This is a genomic window from Rhizobium sp. CB2179 (assembly GCF_057653455.1).
In genome coordinates this window covers 3,558,910-3,575,099 of the sequence record NZ_CM172781.1, presented here as the reverse complement: position 1 = coordinate 3,575,099, position 16,190 = coordinate 3,558,910, and the positions used below count along the sequence as shown (strand labels likewise).

Below are 16,190 nucleotides of genomic sequence, written 5' to 3'. Positions count from 1 at the left end.
ATCCGCCTTTCGGGGCGCTGCTTGAGGCGGTAGTCGCCAGCTGTCGTCGATGGTCACAACCGCCCCCTAATTCGATCCCGTCTGGGATATCCAGCCGGGAGCCGCCTGATTATCGCCTGCTACATCAGACAGCGGGACGGTCGAGCTTTGCTGCTGCGGCGCGGACTGCAACTGCAGCGGAGGCGACGGCGTCTGAAGGTCCGTATTAATGCCGATTTCGACGACATCATGCGGCCGCAAGCTGGTTGTCTCGTCCGCCTCGATATTGCGATAAGTGCCATCGTCGTTGCGACGCACGATCCTGTAGTTCTTCTGCGCTCTGCCAAGACCCGGCGTGTCCATGTTCATCTGTGCGAGTTGAGCGCTGTAGCCAGCCTGTTCGCCGAGAAGCTGAGCCACCTGAATGTCGATTGCCGCCCTGCCGATCGCGAGATTGACCTGGTTGAGCAGCTCCTGGTTGTCGCTGTTCTGCCGGTTGACGATATTGATCTTCGAGCGATCGGCTTCGCTGAGTCCCTGGCGAGCCGTGGTCAAGGCGACCTCGAGATCGATCAGGGTGCCTTGTGCATCCGCAACGCCGCGGTCGACCGAGACCTGACGGGAATTACTGACCAGGCCTTTGCTCACCAGGCTGTTGACATTATCCAGTTCCTTTTGCGCGAGTTCGATCTGCCGCTTTTGCGAATTGATCTTGGCCTCCAGCGACTGGACCTGCTGGCCGTAGAGACGGGTGAGGTCGCTCGCTGCATCGATCTGGCTTTCAATATCGACACGTCGAAGCCGCATCAGGTTCAATTCCTGCGCCTTCAGCTTGCCTACATCGGGTGTTCCGGCGAGTTCGGCAGGGATATCGAAATTTTGTTCGCCGGCGATCTCGGCGCGCAATCGCGCTTGGCGCATCAGAAGATCGCGCCGGTTGAGAATGGCCGTTCGATAGGCGCCGGCAGCCTGGATCCGGTCGCGCTCGAAGATGGTATTCTCCTCGCGGTCGCGAAGGAAGCCGCCGGCGATGCTGACGGCCTTCATGACCGTCATATCGGCCTCAAAAGCATAGCGCCCGGGGGTCTGCACGGTCCCGGTCACGAAGATCGGCGCATGCTGGGCAATTTCCACGGCGATGAACGGCTTTCCCGGCAGTTCGGCCTTTTCGGCGAGCGCGGTGGCGATCGCATCGGAAACCTGTTCCGTCGTCTTCCCGATCGCCTGCACCTGGCCAGCGATCGGAATCGCCAGATTGCCGGCATCATCGACTGTATATGTCCCGCCAAGTGCTTCCCAGCTGGCATACCGGGAATCCGAAGATCGCCACTCGACGACCCGCAGTCTCACCTGATCTTCCGGCACGAGGGTATAGTTTTCGGCATGGGCGACGCTCCAGCCGGTCACGCAGGAAAATACCAGCAAGGCAAGGGCGGCGGAGATAAAGCGGTCGGACCAGGATGTGCGCTGCATTGTCAGCTATCTCCGTTTCGTTGCTATCGACGGTGAAGGCATCTCGCGCGGCGAGGGACTACCGAATTCGAGAATGCGGGACGGAGAGGCGCGCCCGATAAGTAGATCGGACAGCGCCAGCAAATTGCCGTTCAAACGTCCCCAACGGTCGATCAAGCGATCATTGAACAATAGGCCCCGCGTATTCGCCAGGATGTTACGGCCGATCTGTGCGATGGCACGGCCCTTCGACATTGTGCCCTTCCGGATCAGGTAGACAGGATTGGCAACCTGCGAATAGCCAAGTCTTCGGCCGGGCTGGCGCCCGCATCTGACGCCGAGATGCACTCCGCGGGCGCCTTCGACACGTACGGACCTGCCGTAGCGGGCGATGGACCGGCTGAAATCGACATCCTCGAGCCAGCCGTAGAGCGGCAGCTGTTCATCGAAGGCCAGCGCGTGCTCGAGAATGGGCGAAAGGCGAACCGCCATGTTGCATCCGTAGGCGTTATAGACTTCCGTCACATGCCCGGCCCCTTCGGCCGCAGTTTCAAGAACCTGCAGGGCGTTTGACATGCTGAGGCCGCCGTCGAGGATGCCATCGGCCAGAACTTCCCCGGTGGCGATCGCCACGTCAGGGTTTGCCGCAAAGACAGCTGCCATACGTGACAGGAAGGTCGCGGCGGGAATGAAGTCGTCATCCAGGAAGATCAGAACATCCGTATCGGCGGCGGCGGCCTGGATGATCCTGTTGCGCTGAGAGGTCAGGCCACGGCTGCCGACGATGACTTCCACATCAAGGCGGTCGGCGAGCCCGGCGGCGTCGTCGATCACGGGCACGCAGACGATCAGCCGCTCGGCCTGGTCCGGCAGGGCGGTGAGATAATCGACGGTCTCCTTGAGTATCGAGGGGCGGCCTGCCGAAGCAATTCCCACCGCCATTCGCAATGGGCGGCGCGCGTGGCCCGCCACGGCTTTAGCGCCGCAAGGAACAGGCGCCGGTCCGATCGGGCTGTCCTGCCTGGTTGCTGCTGCCGAAGGTGAAGTCATGACTCTATTCTTTTCGGTGCATGGTTGATGACCGCGCCGAGGATCTCCGCGCCGACATTCCGCAGGGTCTCAATGACGTGCATGGTATCGTCGATCGAGGTGTGCCCGTGCGAGGTGACCACGAGGACACCGTCCAGTTCCGGCGCGATGGCATTGGCATCCGGCGAAGCGGAGAATGCGGAAATGTCGACGAATATGGCGTCGAACTCCTTTTTCAGCTCGGCGAAACTCAACTGCGTGCGGCGGGAACTGAGGCGAATGGCGGGCGTCACCGCTTCGACTTTGCCGAGGGGTAGGAATTTCAGCGTCGGGGTGAGGGGCAATGCCGCCGTCTGGATCAGTTCGCCGTTGTCGAGAACGTCGATGAGGCCTGTGGAACTATGGGGTGCGATCGACTTGCTGAGCGACGATTTCTGTGCGGCCGCATCGATCAGCAGCGTCTGCGCTCCTGATATCGAAGAGAGCACCGCAAGTTCGCATGCGATGGTCGATGCCCCGCCGCCGGGATTGACGGCGACGATTCCAATAACGACTCGGCGTTTGCGCCGAAGACCAACGACCGTGGCGCTCAGCTCCGCCATGCCCGGAATAACAGGATAAGCGGCTACCGTGCCGCTGCTGCTGGTACCGGCGGCGAGGAAACGCGCAGAATAATCATTGCGGGTCCTCGATGTCGCCAGCAAAGTGACAAAGGGCAGCCCACCGGCATCCGCGATCTGATTGGGCCGGACGATCCGGCGATCGCCGGCGTGCCTTATCATGGCGAGTGCGAAGCCGACGCCAAGACCAACCGCCGCCGCAAAGGCGATGATGAGCGTGCTGCGTGGTCTGGCTTTCGAAAGAGGCAGGGTCGCCCGAGAGACGATCGTGGCATCCGACACCGGGTAGGTGATGCGCTGCTTGGCTTCGGTCAGCTGATTCAAGGTATTTTCATAGAGGGTGCGGCGGGCGTCAGTCGCGCTCTGCAGTTCGGCAAGCTTGAACTGATCGCGCGGATTGCTGGTGAAGCTGGCCAGGGCACTGGCAGCTTCGGCCAATCCGCGCTGCTGCTCGCTGACGAATCTGGTCAGCCATTCGCTGTATTGCCGGGACGCACTGGCCTTCATCGCGATATTCTTCTGGATATACTGCCTGGCCAGCGTGTCGGCGATGTCGACGGCCTTCTGCGGGGTCGATGCTGCAGCCGATATCTCGATGATCGTCGAACTCCCGATCCGGCGTACTCCCATCATGTTCAGCAGCGTGGCGATCGCCCGGTCATGGATCCGCCCGTCCTCGATCTGCTGTTGTGGTTGTGTGTCACGCGGTCCTGTGCCCGCCGCTTCCTGCGATGCCGTATCCGGTTCGGAAGAAACCCCCATCAACCAGTTCTTTGCCCTGACCTGCAGCGAAGGCGTCTGATCGACAAAGTCAGGATCGGTATCGAGACCAAGAGCCGTTACCGTTCCACCGACGACATCGCTGGATTTGGCGATCTCCAACTGTCCCTCGATGAACGCGTCTTCCGCGAAAGCCCGCTGTGCTTCGGAGCCGCTGACCTGGGGGAAGATCACAAGTTGCGTGTTGGCAACGAACGTCGGTTCGGCGGTCAGCACGTAACTTCCTGCCAATACGAGGAAAGCGAAAGTCGTCACCGCAATCCACAGCCAGCGCATTCTGAGAAAGAAGAGCATATCCCGCAAGGTGAGCGGCGAATTCCCGCCGGTGGCTGCGGCAGGCAGAGATATCGGAGAAACGCCGCTGAAGATCGTGCTTGAGGTCATGTCGTCCTAATCCAAAATGGCGAGATCACGGAGTAACCAGGTAGTGGCAGCTTGGAGGGACGGGGGAGTAGTGTGTCTTCCGATTCCAGGCCTGATTGGCGGCTCTCCCCATGAATGCTCAATACGAGCCGCGCTGGGAAAACAGAGCGGGAATGGTCTTGGCAATGATGATGAAGTCCCGGCGCAGCGACCAATTGTTGAGATAGTGAACGTCGAGGGAAACCCGGTACTCGTAACTGACATCATTGCGCCCGCTGGTCTGCCAGTGACCGGTCAGGCCCGGGCGGACGGCCATGTAGGCCCATATATGCTCGCCGTAGCGCGGCAATTCCTCGGTCGTGATCGGCCGGGGGCCGACAAGGCTCATGTCGCCACGCACGATATTGATCAGTTGGGGAAGCTCGTCGATGCTCGACCGCCTAAGGATATCACCGACGGCCGTGATCCTCGGATCGTCCTTCAGCTTGCGTGTCTCTTCCCATTCGCTTCGCGCAGCCGGGTTGTTTTGCAGCAATTCGGCAAGCTGAGCACCCGCATCAGTCTTCATCGTGCGAAACTTGAGGCATCCGAACGGCGTTCCGCCGACGCCGATGCGCGTATGGGAATAGAAGATCGGGCCGCGGTCGCTTATCTTCACGATCATCGCGACGATCAACAGAAGCGGGGAAAGCAGGATCAGCGCCGTGACTGCGATGAGAAGGTCTAGCGCGCGCTTCGACGATCTGCCTGCCGCACGAGGCCGGGACGAATGGAGATCGCCGCCTTTCGCGGAACGTCCGACACGCGACCACGCCTCGAAACTATGTGCTTCCCATGTCATCGGTGGTCTCCAAAACATTCCGATTAAGAACCGTTCAAAGTTTGCTGCGCCGCACTCTGGTTGTCTGTTACCAAGGTCATAATCCTTAACAAATTCTTTATGCTACTAACGGGCAATCGAGAATTAGGATTACACCTTGATGGCCTTATTTTCATCTAAAACGACAATCTAATCTAATTCTTGGTGATTATATGCTGATGATTCTTTATTAGTTTTGATATCATCATTTCGATTATTGCTGTTTTTTATTCACTAAGCCATTTTATTAGGCAGGCATCTTCGGCTGCGTGGCTGTTTTTTGGCTTAAATGAGATTTTGATCCATTTCTATGGTGTATATTTTGTTTTGAAGTTAAATATATACTTTATCTTTACGTCATATCTCCGTGATGTTATTTGACTCTCATATTAAGGCAATATAAATGATGCAGTGCAGCATTGCCTATGGTTATCGAGTGGAGTTACGCGCATGGATGGGGCGACACACGCATCAGATCGCAGGGCCGGCATCGGCAAGGCGGCGATATCAGCTAACAGCGGCATTCATCTGAACAGCCGCATCGTCATCGACGACGAATTCCTTTCCTGCCGGTCGAGCGTCCGGCGTTTCCGGCGCGGCGAGATTATCGCCGGGGCCGGCGTCCTCGTCGATACGTTCGCGCGCGTGCATTCGGGGGTGGTCAGCGCAAGCACGATGCTGCCCGACGGCAGGGAATTCATCGTTGAGATCATTCCAAAATCCGGCCTCATCGGCGAGCTCGAGGTTCTGCGCAGGCAGACGTTGAACCTCGAATACCGCGCCGGTTCCGCCTGCGAACTGCATTTCTTCGAAGGCCGGCTGCTGCGCGACATGTACGCCAGCGATCCCTGTTTTCGTGAAAAGGTCTTCTCCAGGGCGCTGGCGCGTATTTCAGAGCTTGAACTTCGGATCATTGCGAATGCGGCGTCGAGCCTGCAGTCGAGGCTGGCCAGTACGCTGCTGCGGCTCTCCATTGTTTATGGAAAAGATGCGGCAAACAGCGGCGACGAACTGATCATCTCGCAAAATGATCTGGCCGCGACGCTGCCGGCGTCCCGCGAGAAGGTCAATCAATGCCTGCGGCGCCTGCGGGAAGGCAAGATCATCGACGGGGGCCAGGGTAAGATCCGCATCCTCAACCGCAAGGCGCTGGAGGCTTGTGCCAACGGCGCAGTTTCGGCGAAGTGATGCGCCCGTCGCTTCCAGAGGTCCTGCGATCCGCCGCAAGCGTCGGCCGGTTTCCCGGCCCCGGCATGACAAAGATCGATCGCGTGGTCATCATCGACGACTATTCAGTCGCCAGAGGCGGTGCGACGGCGCTGGCCGTGCTGTCCGCCAAGCTTTTTCGGGAACTCGACATCCCCGTGACTTATATTTGCGGGGATGACGCCTCCAATGCGGAGCTTGTCGCCCTCGGAGTCTCAATGGTCGGGCTGAACAGCCGCGACCTGCTCAGCGCCGAACGTGCGAAGGCTTTCGTGACCGGCATTCACAATGGCGCCGCCGTCCGTATGGTCGCAAACTGGATTGCCGCAAACGACACTGCCAATACCGTCTACCATGTGCATGGCTGGCACCAGATTCTGTCTCCTGCAATTTTCAGGGCGTTGCTGCCGGTCGCCAGACGCTGCGTGGTGCACGCGCATGATTTCTTCACGGCCTGCCCCAACGGCGCCTTCTTCGACTATCAGGCGCAGGAAATCTGCCTTCGACGCCCGCTCGGCGGAAGCTGCATTGCGACAGCCTGCGACAAGAGAAGTTATTCGCACAAATTGTGGCGGGCTGCCCGCGGCTCCAATATCCTCCGGCTGCTGAAGGATCGGGCCGATTTCGGCCGGATCATCCTGCTGCACGAGAAGATGGCAAGCTTCCTCGTCGGCGCCGGATATCGGCCCGAACGATTGACGACGATCCGCAATCCCGTCGCTCCCCTATCCATCAAACGCATCGAGGCGGAGACCAACGACGAGTTCGTCTTCATCGGGCGGTTGGACGAGGAGAAGGGCATAGAGGACGCCGTGGCCGCCACGCGCAAAGCCGGCGTTCGGCTCTGCGTGATCGGGGACGGGCCGCTGATGCCGCTGGTTGCGGCTTCGGGGGATCACGTCAGGGCCGTCGGCTGGCAGTCGCATGCGGAGATCGGCCCGACCATCCGCAAGGCGCGTGCATTGTTGATGCCGTCTCGCTATCCCGAGCCATTCGGCCTCGTCGCTATCGAAGCGGCCAGGAGCGGTCTGCCGGTCATCATGTCGCGCAGCGCCTTTCTTGCCGAAGAAATGCAAAGAGCCGGCATGGCGATCGCCTGCGATACGGCTGACGAAAGCGCCTTTGCCGATACGTTGACGAGATTTAGCCAAATGCCGAGCCATGAGGTCCGCGCCATGAGCGAGCAGGCTTTCCTGAAGTCGCCGGATCTCGCCTCGACACACGAGGAATGGCGCGACGCGCTTCTTTCCGAATACCACAGCCTGATTTCGACGAATGTGGTTTCCCAGCTGACAGACGGTGTGGCGATACAAGGAGTATTGAGTTGACCCTTAAGGCAACAACCTCTCTTCCCGACGCGAGGGCATTTCTCGGCGATGCGCCTGTCATGGCGAAAAGACGTGTCACTGAGGCTGGAAGCGCGAGCGATACCAAGCAGCTTCGTGTCGCCATCGTGCATTATTGGCTCGTTTCGATGCGCGGCGGCGAGAAGGTCGTCGAAGAGCTGTGCCGGATGTTTCCGCAGGCCGACATCTTCACCCTCGTCTGCAACCGCGATCGCATCAGCGATTTTCTGAAGACGCGGAACATCCGCACGTCCTTCTTGCAGAAGATCCCAGGCGCGCAACGGCATTATACCAAGATGCTGCCGCTGATGCCCTTCGCGCTCGAGCAGTTCGATCTGCAAGACTACGATCTCGTGCTGTCGAGCGAATCCGGACCCGCCAAGGGCATCATCACGCGCGCTGACGCGCTGCATGTCTGCTACTGCCACTCGCCGATGCGTTACATCTGGGATCAGTTCCATGTTTACCGGCATGGCCTGCCCTGGTTGGGTCGCGCCTTGATGTCGATCACCGCGCCCATGCTGCGCGCCTGGGACGTGACGACGTCCTCGCGGGTCGATGTGTTCGTCGCCAATTCCGATTATGTCGCAAGCCGCATCCGCCGCTTCTACGACCGGGAATCCATCGTCATCCATCCGCCCGTTGCGACGGACGATTTTGCGGTGGGCAAGGGGAAAGGCGAATTCTATCTCTATGCGGGACAGCTGACCACCTACAAGCGGCCGGATATTGCCGTTCGCGCCTGCACCGAGGCCGGGCGGAAGCTGGTCGTGATCGGCGAGGGAGAACAACTGGCCTATCTGAAGTCGATCGCCGGACCGACCGTTGAGTTTCTCGGCCATCAGCCCTTCAACGTTCTGCGCGACCATCTGTCGCGATGCCGCGCCCTGTTGTTTCCGGGCACGGAGGATTTCGGCATCCTTCCGGTGGAAGCCATGGCATCAGGGCGGCCGGTCCTGGCTTTCGACGCCGGCGGCGCCCGGGAAACCGTTTCCTCCCCGCATGTCGGTTTTCGCTTCGCGCAGCAGACCACGGAAGCTCTATTGGAAACAATGGCGGCGTTCGAAGAGGTGGAGGACGATATCGATCCGCATGCCATCCGCGCGCACTCGCTGAAATTCTCTTCCGCCGTGTTCCGCGACCGTCTGTCCAGCCTGATCGAGCAACAACTATCCACCCATGGCGACCGATCCGCCGAGGTCTTCAGAAGACGGGCGGGCTGAGGGCAAGGAACGGAGCTGCCTGTCTTGCTGCTGCGCCGAAACCGTCTCAATTCGCCGACGAGGAATAGAAAATAGATCATGTCAAGCGTATCTCAGAGGACGGCGACGGCGAGTATCTGGACCATCAGCGGAAAATTCCTGGCGCGACTGCTCGATTTCGTCAGCCTTCTGATCCTCGCAAGGCTTTTGAGCCCAGCGGATTTCGGCCTTGTCGCCATCGCGACCTCGGTTCTGGTCATCGTCGAGACAATCCTGGACCTGCCACTGACGCAGGCCCTGATGCGTCAGCCGTCGCCTTCGGACGATATGTTTGCCACCGCCCTTACCCTCAGCCTGCTTCGAGGCGTGGCCATCAGCACGCTGATGATAATCGTCTCCTGGCCGATGGCTTTGATCTATGACGATTCCCGGCTTTTCTCTCTTGTCGCCGTGCTCTCCATCGCGCCTGCCATGCGCAGTGTGATCAGCCCGCGCATGGTTCTCTTCATGCAGCGGTTCGATTTCAAACGCGAGTTTGCACTCGATCTCATCACCAAGGGGTCGACACTGCTGTTCGGTGTCGGGGTGGCGGTCGCGACCGGCAGCTATTGGGGACTGGCGATCGGCGCGGTTGCAGGCCCGACCGCCGCGGCGATCACCTCCTATGTCTTTGCGCCGATGCGACCGAGGTTCAGCCTTTCCGAGTGGAAGCACTTTCAGGATATGATCAGCTGGAACACCGTGTCGCAGGTGCTGAGTTCGATCAACTGGCAACTGGACCGGCTGCTTTTGCCGCGCTTTACCGGCTTGTCGACGTTCGGCGCCTTCAGCGTCGCCGACAATATCGCCGCTATTCCATACCAGACCTTCGTCGGGCCATTGTTGCGTCCGCTGATGGCGGCATTCTCGACCGTCGATGACCGTCGTAATCTGATCGCTGCCTATCTGAAGGCGACGAACGCGATCACCTTCGTGGCAGCGCCCATCCTCATCACGCTCGCTTTTCTTGCCGAGCCGGCCGTGCGGATCATCGTCGGCGAGAAATGGGCATCCGCGGCGCCGATTCTGCAATGGCTGTGCATCGTCAGTCTGCTCGGTCTTCCCACGAACATGATGCCGCCATTGGCGATGGTCCTGAACAAAACCCGCTATCTCGCTCTCCGGATGTTTGCCGAGTTCGCCGTCAGGGTTCCGGTCACCATCCTGGGCATTGTCTATTTTCAGGTAGCCGGAGCGTTGGGCGCGCGGATCGTGGCGGTGCTTGTCGCCTATGTCGCATCGCTCATCATTACGCGGCAGCTGATCGGCGCGACGTTTGCCGCTCAGTTGTATGCCTTTTTACGGCCTCTGGCCGCGAGCTTGCCGATGATCGCTTTCCTGCTGTGGATCGAGCCGATGCTCTCCGCCATGCCTGTCGGCCTCAACCTTGTCGTCAGCCTGGCGCTTTGCGGCGGGGCGGCAGTAGCGATCTTCTGGGCCTTCGCGTTGCTGCTGTGGCAGGTTGTCGGAAGGCCCGACGGCATCGAGACCATCGTCGTCCAAAGGCTCATGCCGCGACGAAACGGAGTTCTCACCTTTTGATCGAGACAAGTGTAGTCCAACGATTGGTTTGGCGTTTTCGGAGGAGCAGAATGCGTTACGGGATATCTTCTAAGGCTCTGGGTTTGCTCATCGTTCTCGGTCTGGGGGCGTTGCCCGGCCAGCCCAGCGTGGCTCAGCAACCACTCAATATCAATGCGTATCAGCTAACGTTCGAGGAGAGTTTCGACAGTCTCGACGTCTCGGCCTGGGGAGAGAGAAGCTCCCGCTGGATCGCCCATACGCCCTGGAACGGCGATTTCGGTGACGCCCGTTTCACCGATCCGGCCCCCGGCTTTCCGTTTACCACCGATCAGGGAATTCTGAAGATCGAGGCGCGCAAGGAGGCCGATGGAACCTGGCGATCGGGCCTGTTGTCGTCGGTGAACCCGAAAGGCGAAGGGTTCTCGCAGCAATTCGGTTATTTCGAAGCACGGATGAAGCTGCCGCCGGGCAAGGGAGTCTGGCCAGCCTTCTGGCTCATCGGGCTCGATCGGTCGAAATACACCGCCGAAATCGACGTCCTGGAATATTATGGGCGCGCGCCCTACGAATTCAGCATGGGCTTCCATATCTGGCGTCAGAGCCAGGGCGGCCAGAACACCACTGGTGGCCATTGGCAAACCGTCCAGGACGGAATTCTGAACAGCGAATATCATACCTACGGCGTCGATATCCAAGCTGACAAGACGAGCTTTTATCTCGACCGTCAGTTCATCTGGAGCTTCGACACGCCGAAGGAGTTCCACATGCCGTTCTATCCGCTGGTGAACCTGGCACTCGGCTCGGGTTGGCCGATCGATGAAACGCCCAATCCTTCCATCCTGCTTGTCGACTATATTCACGTCTACCAGCGGAAGCCCACCGACGCGGCAAATTGAACAGCCGACGGGATAGCCGTTCCGTCGCTAAAGCGCGTCGCGATCTTTCAGATTCGCTCCTCGCGCTTTAGGTCCTTGTTTTTACGCATGTCGTTGTCGCAAAACCGCTGCACACTTTTGCGCGACATGCTCTAGCGGCCGCAGCTGAGGCCGGTTTGCGGGTCGAAGAGATGCATTGCTTCCTCGTCGAAAAGGAGGGTGAGCTTTTCATTGTCGCGGATTGGCGTGCGTGGTGGCAGGCAGGCCATCAGGCGCTGATTTCCGGCAAGGGCGGTGACGACGAGTTCCGGGCCGGTCAGCTCTGCGACTTCAAGGATTGCCTCGATCGACGGGCCGGTGCCGTCTGTGCGAAGCGCCTCGGGACGAATGCCGAGGATAAAGTCGCGGCCATTGCCGGCCGTCTCGCGGAAACGAGCGGGCAGGGGCAGGCTGACATCGGAGCCTGAAAGCGCCAGGCGACCGTCACGCGCCGTTGCCTTCAGCAGGTTCATCGGCGGCGCGCCGACGAAGGTCGCGACATAGAGCGTTGCCGGATGGTTGTAGATCTCCTCCGGCGTGCCCAGCTGCTCGATGCGGCCGTCGCGCATGACGGCGATGCGGCTTGCAAGCGTCATCGCCTCGATCTGGTCATGGGTGACATAGACGACCGTGGTCTTCAGCATCTGATGCAGCCGCTTGATCTCGGTGCGCATCTCCATGCGCAGCTTGGCGTCAAGGTTGGAGAGCGGCTCGTCGAAGAGGAATACCTCCGGCTTGCGCACCAGCGCACGGCCGATGGCGACGCGCTGGCGCTGGCCGCCGGAAAGCTGGCTCGGCTTGCGGTCGAGGAGGTTTTCGATCTGCAGGAGCTTTGCGGCGTCGCGCACGGCATTGTCGCGCTCCGGCGCCGGCACCTTGCGCATTTCCAGGCCGAAGCCGATGTTCCGGTGCACCGTCAGATTGGGATAGAGCGCGTAGGATTGAAAGACCATGGCGATATCGCGGTCCTTCGGATGCACGCTGAGCACCGAGCGGCCGCCGATCCTGACATCGCCGCTCGTCGCCTCGGCAAGGCCGGCGATGATGTTCAGCAGGGTGGACTTGCCGCAGCCGGAGGAGCCGAGCAGCACCAGGAATTCGCCGCTTTCCAATGAGATGTCGATGCCTTTCAGCGTCTCGACGTCGCCATAGGTCTTGCGGATATTTTGAATTTCGAGCGCGCTCATCGCACAGGCTCCTCGGGAGATGACGGGCCGTCATAGTTGCGGGGAAGGGTGGATATGGCGCGCGAGGCGACTGCGGTTCCCGCCTCCAGACAAGAAATCAGCGGCTCATCGCTTGCGAGCGCGGCAAGGAAGGCGGCGTTGAAGACATCGCCGGCGCCGATCGTATCGACGACCTCGACAACGGGTGCCGTCACCGAAACCAACAGGCCGTCCGGCCCGATCGCGAGAGCGCCGTCCGGGCCGCGCTTGACGACGATGATCGCACCCTCCGGCATATGCGACCTGATGTGACGGGCCGCCTCGACCGGATCGGCAATGCCGGCAAGTGTCGTTGATTCGACCTCGTTCAGCAGCGCGATACCGCTGCGGGAGAGCCATGCGCGTGTCGCTGCGCAATTCTCGTCTGTCCAGCCGTCGAGTGGCCAGCCGGTATCGAGCGCGACGGTGATGCCATGGCTGTCGGCCCAGTCAAAGAAGGCGTCATAATCCGCTGTCAGGTCATCGGTCAGGAACGAGCCGCAGAGAAGGGCGTAGCCGCCCTGCAGCCTGGCACCCTCGATGACGGCGAAGACATCTGCCAGGCTGAAACGCGGCAGGTGGCCTTTTGTCGTGAAGAAGGTGCGCTCGCCGTCCGGATGGGTGATGCCGACGGAGAGCGTCGTTTTCTCCGGACGTACCGGCCACTTGTCGGAACGGTGGCCGAAGGCTTCGCTCAGCCAGCGGCCGAACTGGTCACTGCCGATATTGGCGGAGATCTCGAATTCGACGCCAAGCGCTTGCCAGGCGAGCGCGCTGTTGCCGGCGGCTCCGCCAACCCGTAACTCGTCATGATCGACGATGATTTCCGTCCCGGCCTTCGGCCAGGGGGCGGCCGGTCCGAGGATGAGGTCGATGTTGACGTTGCCGATGACTGCAAGCGGCCGCATTCATTCGCTCCGGGTGATCTTGGTGGATCGGACCGGCGTTCCGGCATTTTCCACGCGGGCATCGGCAAAGGCGATCATCAGCCGCTGGGCGACCGGCAGCATGGCGAAGATCGCGGCAAGGCCGGTTGCCGGGGCAAAGCGGATCGTCACCGCGCCGGCGACCGCCGCTTCGCCCGAGGCGTCGAAAAGGATGACGGGGGCGCCGGTCTCGACGGCGGATGTCGCCATTGCCGTCACCAGGCCGGCCGTCTCGTCGAAGCCACGGAACAGCACGACGCCGATCTCCGGCCCCAGCATTTCCATCGGCCCGTGGCGCAACTGGCCGCCTTCGAGCGAGAAGCAGGGACGGCGCGACAGTTCCGTCAATCCGAGCGCCAGCGCCTCGGCGATACCCTGCAGCCGGCGGCCTGACGTGACGATGGTCGCGACATTTTCGAGGGCGGTGAGCGCGGCGGCGATGTCATGGTCTTCCGGCGTTTTGAGGGCGGCAATCGCGGCGTCTGGATCGTCACCGAGGGTGGCGAGGATTGCCAGATGCAGGGCGAAGGTCACCGTCAGGCTCCGGGTCGCGGCGAAGGCAAGCTCGGTGCCGCCGGTGCCGATGAGTGACGGGGCGGCGCTTGCGAGGAAGGAGCTGCCTTCGAGTGTCAGGCCGAAGGTCTCCTCGGTGCCGCCGGTTTCGTTGAACCAGCGCACGACCTCGGCGCTTTCGCCGGATTGCGAGGTGACGAAGATCGTCCTACCGGCGATCGGCAGCGGCTGGCCGAGCTGCTCGGACAGCGGCATGGCGACGGTATCAATGCCGAGGGCACGGTAGAGTGGCTCGACGGCGCGGTTGACGGCATGCGAACCGCCCATGCCGATGAGCAATAGCCGCCCGGTCCGCTTCAGCGAGGCGGCGGCCCTCGTGGCCATCGGCTGGGCCGCTTCATAGGAGGAGATCGCATCGGCATGCTGGCGGGCCATTTCGCGATCGATCGCGGCAAGTCCGGCCGGCCGGGGTCTTTCTGCTGTCATGTTCATCCCTTGACGCCGCCGCTGGTGAGCCCCGAAATCAGGGCGCGTTGCATGACAAGACCGATCAGCACCGGGGGCAGGGCGGCGAGCACGCCTGCCGTCGCGATCAGTCCGTAATCGGAAACGCGGCCGCCGGCGAGATCGGCGATGGCGACGGTCAGCGTCTTGGCGCGCTGGTCCGAGGTGAAGAGCAGCGCATAGAAGAATTCATCCCAGGCAAGCAGGAAGGCAAAGAGGCTCGACGTCGCCATCACGGGGGCGGCGAGCGGCAGCGTGATGATCCTCAACGTCTGGAACAGGCCGGCGCCGTCGATCATCGCCGCGGATTCGATCTCGCGCGGGATGGAATCGAAGCCCGATTTCATCAACCAGGTGGTGAAGGGCGCGAGAATTGTCAGATAGACGAGGGCGAGGCCGAAGACGTTGTTCAGCATGCCGAGATGGGAGAGGCCCATATAGAGCGGCACGGCGAGCGCCACCGGCGGCAACATGTAGGTGGCGATCACCATCGATAGCGACCAGCCGACCGAAGGTGTGCGCGACACAGCCCAGCCGGCCGGAATGGCGAGCGCGATGGCGGCGATCGTCGCCATGCCCGCCACCTCGATGCTGTTGCGCAGCGACGAGGTGAAGGCGGCGCCGGCGCTGTTTTCGATCGTCGAGAGCAGTACGCCGTAGCGAGAGAAATCCACCGTCTGCGGCCACCAGCGCAGCGGCTTTGCGGCAAGGTCGGCGGCCGGCGAGATGCTCATGATGAACAGCCACAGGATCGGCGCCAGGATGACGGCGGCAAGCAACAGCGCGCAGAGATGAATGAAGACAGAAAAGAGCGGGCTCTGGCGTTCCATCAGGCCGCACTCCCGGCGGTCTTGCGCACCAGAGCGGCGTAGGCGGCAGCAAGCAGCGTCACCAGCAGCGTGACGATCAATGCCAGCGATGCGCCCGAACCTGCCCGCTGGAAGGAGAAGGCTTCCTGATAGACGAGGATCGACAGCGTGCGCGTGCTGTTGGCCGGGCCGCCGCGGGTCATGACCCAGATGATGTCGAAGACCTTGAAGGCTTCGATCGTGCGCAGCACCAGGGCCACCATCAGCGGGCCGGCGAGATAGGGCAGGATGACGAAGCGGAAGCGAGCGAAAGCGCCGGCGCCGTCGACCAGCGAGGCGGCGGTGATGTCGCGCGGCACGGCCTGGAGGGCGGCCAGTGCGATCAGCGCCACCAGCGGGAAATTCTTCCAGCAGTCGGCGACGATGAGGGCCGCCAGCGCCGTGCCCGGTTCGCCGAGCCAGGAGCGGTAGGCCTCCAGCAGTCCGAGTTGGGTCAGCGCGGCGTTTAGCGCGCCGTATTCGGGATTGTAGATCAACCGCCAGAGTGTGGCGTTGACGACGGTCGGCAGTGCCCAGGGCAGGATCATCAGGGCGCGCAGCGCGGTGCGGCCGCGAAACTGCTGGTTCAGCAGCAGGGCTGCCAGAACGCCGATCGCCATTTCGGCGGCGACCGAGACGATCGCGAACCATGCGGTGGTGATCAGCGTGCGCTGGAAATTCGAGCCGGTGATCATCTTCGCGTAATTGTCGATGCCGACGAAGTTTCCTTCGGTGCCGACGAGCTTGGCATCGGTGAAGGAGAGGCCGACGGTATCGATCAGAGGCCAGCCGATGACTGATATCATGACCACGAGAAGCGGCAGCATCAAAAGCCACGCGCGCGTTGTCAGCCAAGTGCCCGACATCAAGGCGACCCTTCT

The 16,190-nt window shown here is 61.2% G+C and carries 14 protein-coding genes; 5 read left to right on the top strand and 9 right to left on the bottom strand.

Annotation, left to right across the window (positions count from 1 at the left end):
* Positions 1–66: 66 nt before the first annotated feature.
* From AC244Q_RS17795 to AC244Q_RS17780, 4 genes are all read right to left on the bottom strand, one after another.
* Positions 67–1,452, bottom strand: coding sequence for a polysaccharide biosynthesis/export family protein (locus AC244Q_RS17795; protein ID WP_017995025.1), 1,386 nt, complete (start codon positions 1,450–1,452; stop codon positions 67–69).
* Between the two features lie 6 nt (positions 1,453–1,458).
* Positions 1,459–2,481 carry a glycosyltransferase family 2 protein gene (locus tag AC244Q_RS17790; protein ID WP_113548505.1) on the bottom strand — a complete coding sequence of 341 codons (1,023 nt, stop codon included), beginning with the start codon at positions 2,479–2,481 and terminating at the stop codon, positions 1,459–1,461.
* Positions 2,478–4,244, bottom strand: coding sequence for a polysaccharide biosynthesis tyrosine autokinase (locus tag AC244Q_RS17785; protein ID WP_113548504.1), 1,767 nt, complete (start codon positions 4,242–4,244; stop codon positions 2,478–2,480). Before AC244Q_RS17785 ends, AC244Q_RS17790 begins: the two co-directional genes overlap by 4 nt.
* Before the next feature lie 118 nt (positions 4,245–4,362).
* On the bottom strand, positions 4,363–5,064 hold the full coding sequence (locus AC244Q_RS17780; RefSeq protein WP_113548503.1) for a sugar transferase: 702 nt from the start codon (positions 5,062–5,064) through the stop codon (positions 4,363–4,365).
* Positions 5,065–5,532: 468 nt separating this feature from the next.
* On the opposite strand from AC244Q_RS17780, the gene AC244Q_RS17775 reads away from it, so the two are divergent.
* The 5 genes from AC244Q_RS17775 (at position 5,533) to AC244Q_RS17755 (ending at position 11,295) form a co-directional block, all read left to right on the top strand.
* Positions 5,533–6,270 carry a Crp/Fnr family transcriptional regulator gene (locus AC244Q_RS17775; RefSeq protein ID WP_017995021.1) on the top strand — a complete coding sequence of 246 codons (738 nt, stop codon included), beginning with the start codon at positions 5,533–5,535 and terminating at the stop codon, positions 6,268–6,270.
* Positions 6,267–7,616: a glycosyltransferase family 4 protein gene (locus AC244Q_RS17770; RefSeq protein WP_017995020.1), complete on the top strand. Its 1,350-nt coding sequence runs from the start codon at positions 6,267–6,269 to the stop codon at positions 7,614–7,616. The genes AC244Q_RS17775 and AC244Q_RS17770 overlap by 4 nt, the downstream gene beginning before the upstream one ends.
* The gene (locus AC244Q_RS17765) at positions 7,613–8,857 is read left to right on the top strand and encodes a glycosyltransferase family 4 protein (RefSeq protein WP_017995019.1); all 1,245 of its coding nucleotides are present in this window, start codon (positions 7,613–7,615) and stop codon (positions 8,855–8,857) included. Before AC244Q_RS17770 ends, AC244Q_RS17765 begins: the two co-directional genes overlap by 4 nt.
* Positions 8,858–8,935: 78 nt before the next feature.
* Positions 8,936–10,417, top strand: a complete 1,482-nt coding sequence (locus AC244Q_RS17760; RefSeq protein WP_012758760.1) for a lipopolysaccharide biosynthesis protein — start codon at positions 8,936–8,938, stop codon at positions 10,415–10,417.
* 50 nt (positions 10,418–10,467) lie between these two features.
* Positions 10,468–11,295, top strand: a complete 828-nt coding sequence (locus AC244Q_RS17755) for a glycoside hydrolase family 16 protein (protein WP_012758759.1) — start codon at positions 10,468–10,470, stop codon at positions 11,293–11,295.
* Positions 11,296–11,426: 131 nt separating this feature from the next.
* On the opposite strand, the gene AC244Q_RS17750 is transcribed toward AC244Q_RS17755, so the two are convergent.
* Genes AC244Q_RS17750 through AC244Q_RS17730 form a run of 5 tightly spaced genes read right to left on the bottom strand, consistent with a single transcriptional unit; the run spans position 11,427 to position 16,175 of the window.
* Entirely contained in the window at positions 11,427–12,500 is a 1,074-nt protein-coding gene (locus AC244Q_RS17750) for an ABC transporter ATP-binding protein (protein WP_012758758.1), read from the bottom strand.
* Positions 12,497–13,426 (bottom strand): PfkB family carbohydrate kinase, encoded by a 930-nt coding sequence (locus AC244Q_RS17745; protein WP_017995016.1) that lies wholly within the window; start codon positions 13,424–13,426, stop codon positions 12,497–12,499. The genes AC244Q_RS17750 and AC244Q_RS17745 overlap by 4 nt, the downstream gene beginning before the upstream one ends.
* Positions 13,427–14,449 (bottom strand): SIS domain-containing protein, encoded by a 1,023-nt coding sequence (locus tag AC244Q_RS17740; RefSeq protein WP_017995015.1) that lies wholly within the window; start codon positions 14,447–14,449, stop codon positions 13,427–13,429.
* The gene (locus AC244Q_RS17735; RefSeq protein WP_012758755.1) at positions 14,446–15,291 is read right to left on the bottom strand and encodes a carbohydrate ABC transporter permease; all 846 of its coding nucleotides are present in this window, start codon (positions 15,289–15,291) and stop codon (positions 14,446–14,448) included. Before AC244Q_RS17735 ends, AC244Q_RS17740 begins: the two co-directional genes overlap by 4 nt.
* Positions 15,291–16,175, bottom strand: coding sequence for a carbohydrate ABC transporter permease (locus AC244Q_RS17730; RefSeq protein WP_012758754.1), 885 nt, complete (start codon positions 16,173–16,175; stop codon positions 15,291–15,293). Before AC244Q_RS17730 ends, AC244Q_RS17735 begins: the two co-directional genes overlap by 1 nt.
* Positions 16,176–16,190: the final 15 nt, after the last annotated feature.

Excerpts from the sequence above, each read along its gene's own strand:
- AC244Q_RS17795 (WP_017995025.1), bottom strand. The coding sequence starts at position 1,452 with ATGCAGCGCACATCCTGGTCCGACCGCTTTATCTCCGCCGCCCTTGCC.
- AC244Q_RS17790 (WP_113548505.1), bottom strand. The coding sequence starts at position 2,481 with ATGACTTCACCTTCGGCAGCAGCAACCAGGCAGGACAGCCCGATCGGA.
- AC244Q_RS17785 (WP_113548504.1), bottom strand. The coding sequence starts at position 4,244 with ATGACCTCAAGCACGATCTTCAGCGGCGTTTCTCCGATATCTCTGCCT.
- AC244Q_RS17780 (WP_113548503.1), bottom strand. The coding sequence starts at position 5,064 with ATGACATGGGAAGCACATAGTTTCGAGGCGTGGTCGCGTGTCGGACGT.
- AC244Q_RS17775 (WP_017995021.1), top strand. The coding sequence starts at position 5,533 with ATGGATGGGGCGACACACGCATCAGATCGCAGGGCCGGCATCGGCAAG.
- AC244Q_RS17760 (WP_012758760.1), top strand. The coding sequence starts at position 8,936 with ATGTCAAGCGTATCTCAGAGGACGGCGACGGCGAGTATCTGGACCATC.
- AC244Q_RS17755 (WP_012758759.1), top strand. The coding sequence starts at position 10,468 with ATGCGTTACGGGATATCTTCTAAGGCTCTGGGTTTGCTCATCGTTCTC.
- AC244Q_RS17750 (WP_012758758.1), bottom strand. The coding sequence starts at position 12,500 with ATGAGCGCGCTCGAAATTCAAAATATCCGCAAGACCTATGGCGACGTC.
- AC244Q_RS17745 (WP_017995016.1), bottom strand. The coding sequence starts at position 13,426 with ATGCGGCCGCTTGCAGTCATCGGCAACGTCAACATCGACCTCATCCTC.
- AC244Q_RS17740 (WP_017995015.1), bottom strand. The coding sequence starts at position 14,449 with ATGAACATGACAGCAGAAAGACCCCGGCCGGCCGGACTTGCCGCGATC.
- AC244Q_RS17735 (WP_012758755.1), bottom strand. The coding sequence starts at position 15,291 with ATGGAACGCCAGAGCCCGCTCTTTTCTGTCTTCATTCATCTCTGCGCG.
- AC244Q_RS17730 (WP_012758754.1), bottom strand. The coding sequence starts at position 16,175 with ATGTCGGGCACTTGGCTGACAACGCGCGCGTGGCTTTTGATGCTGCCG.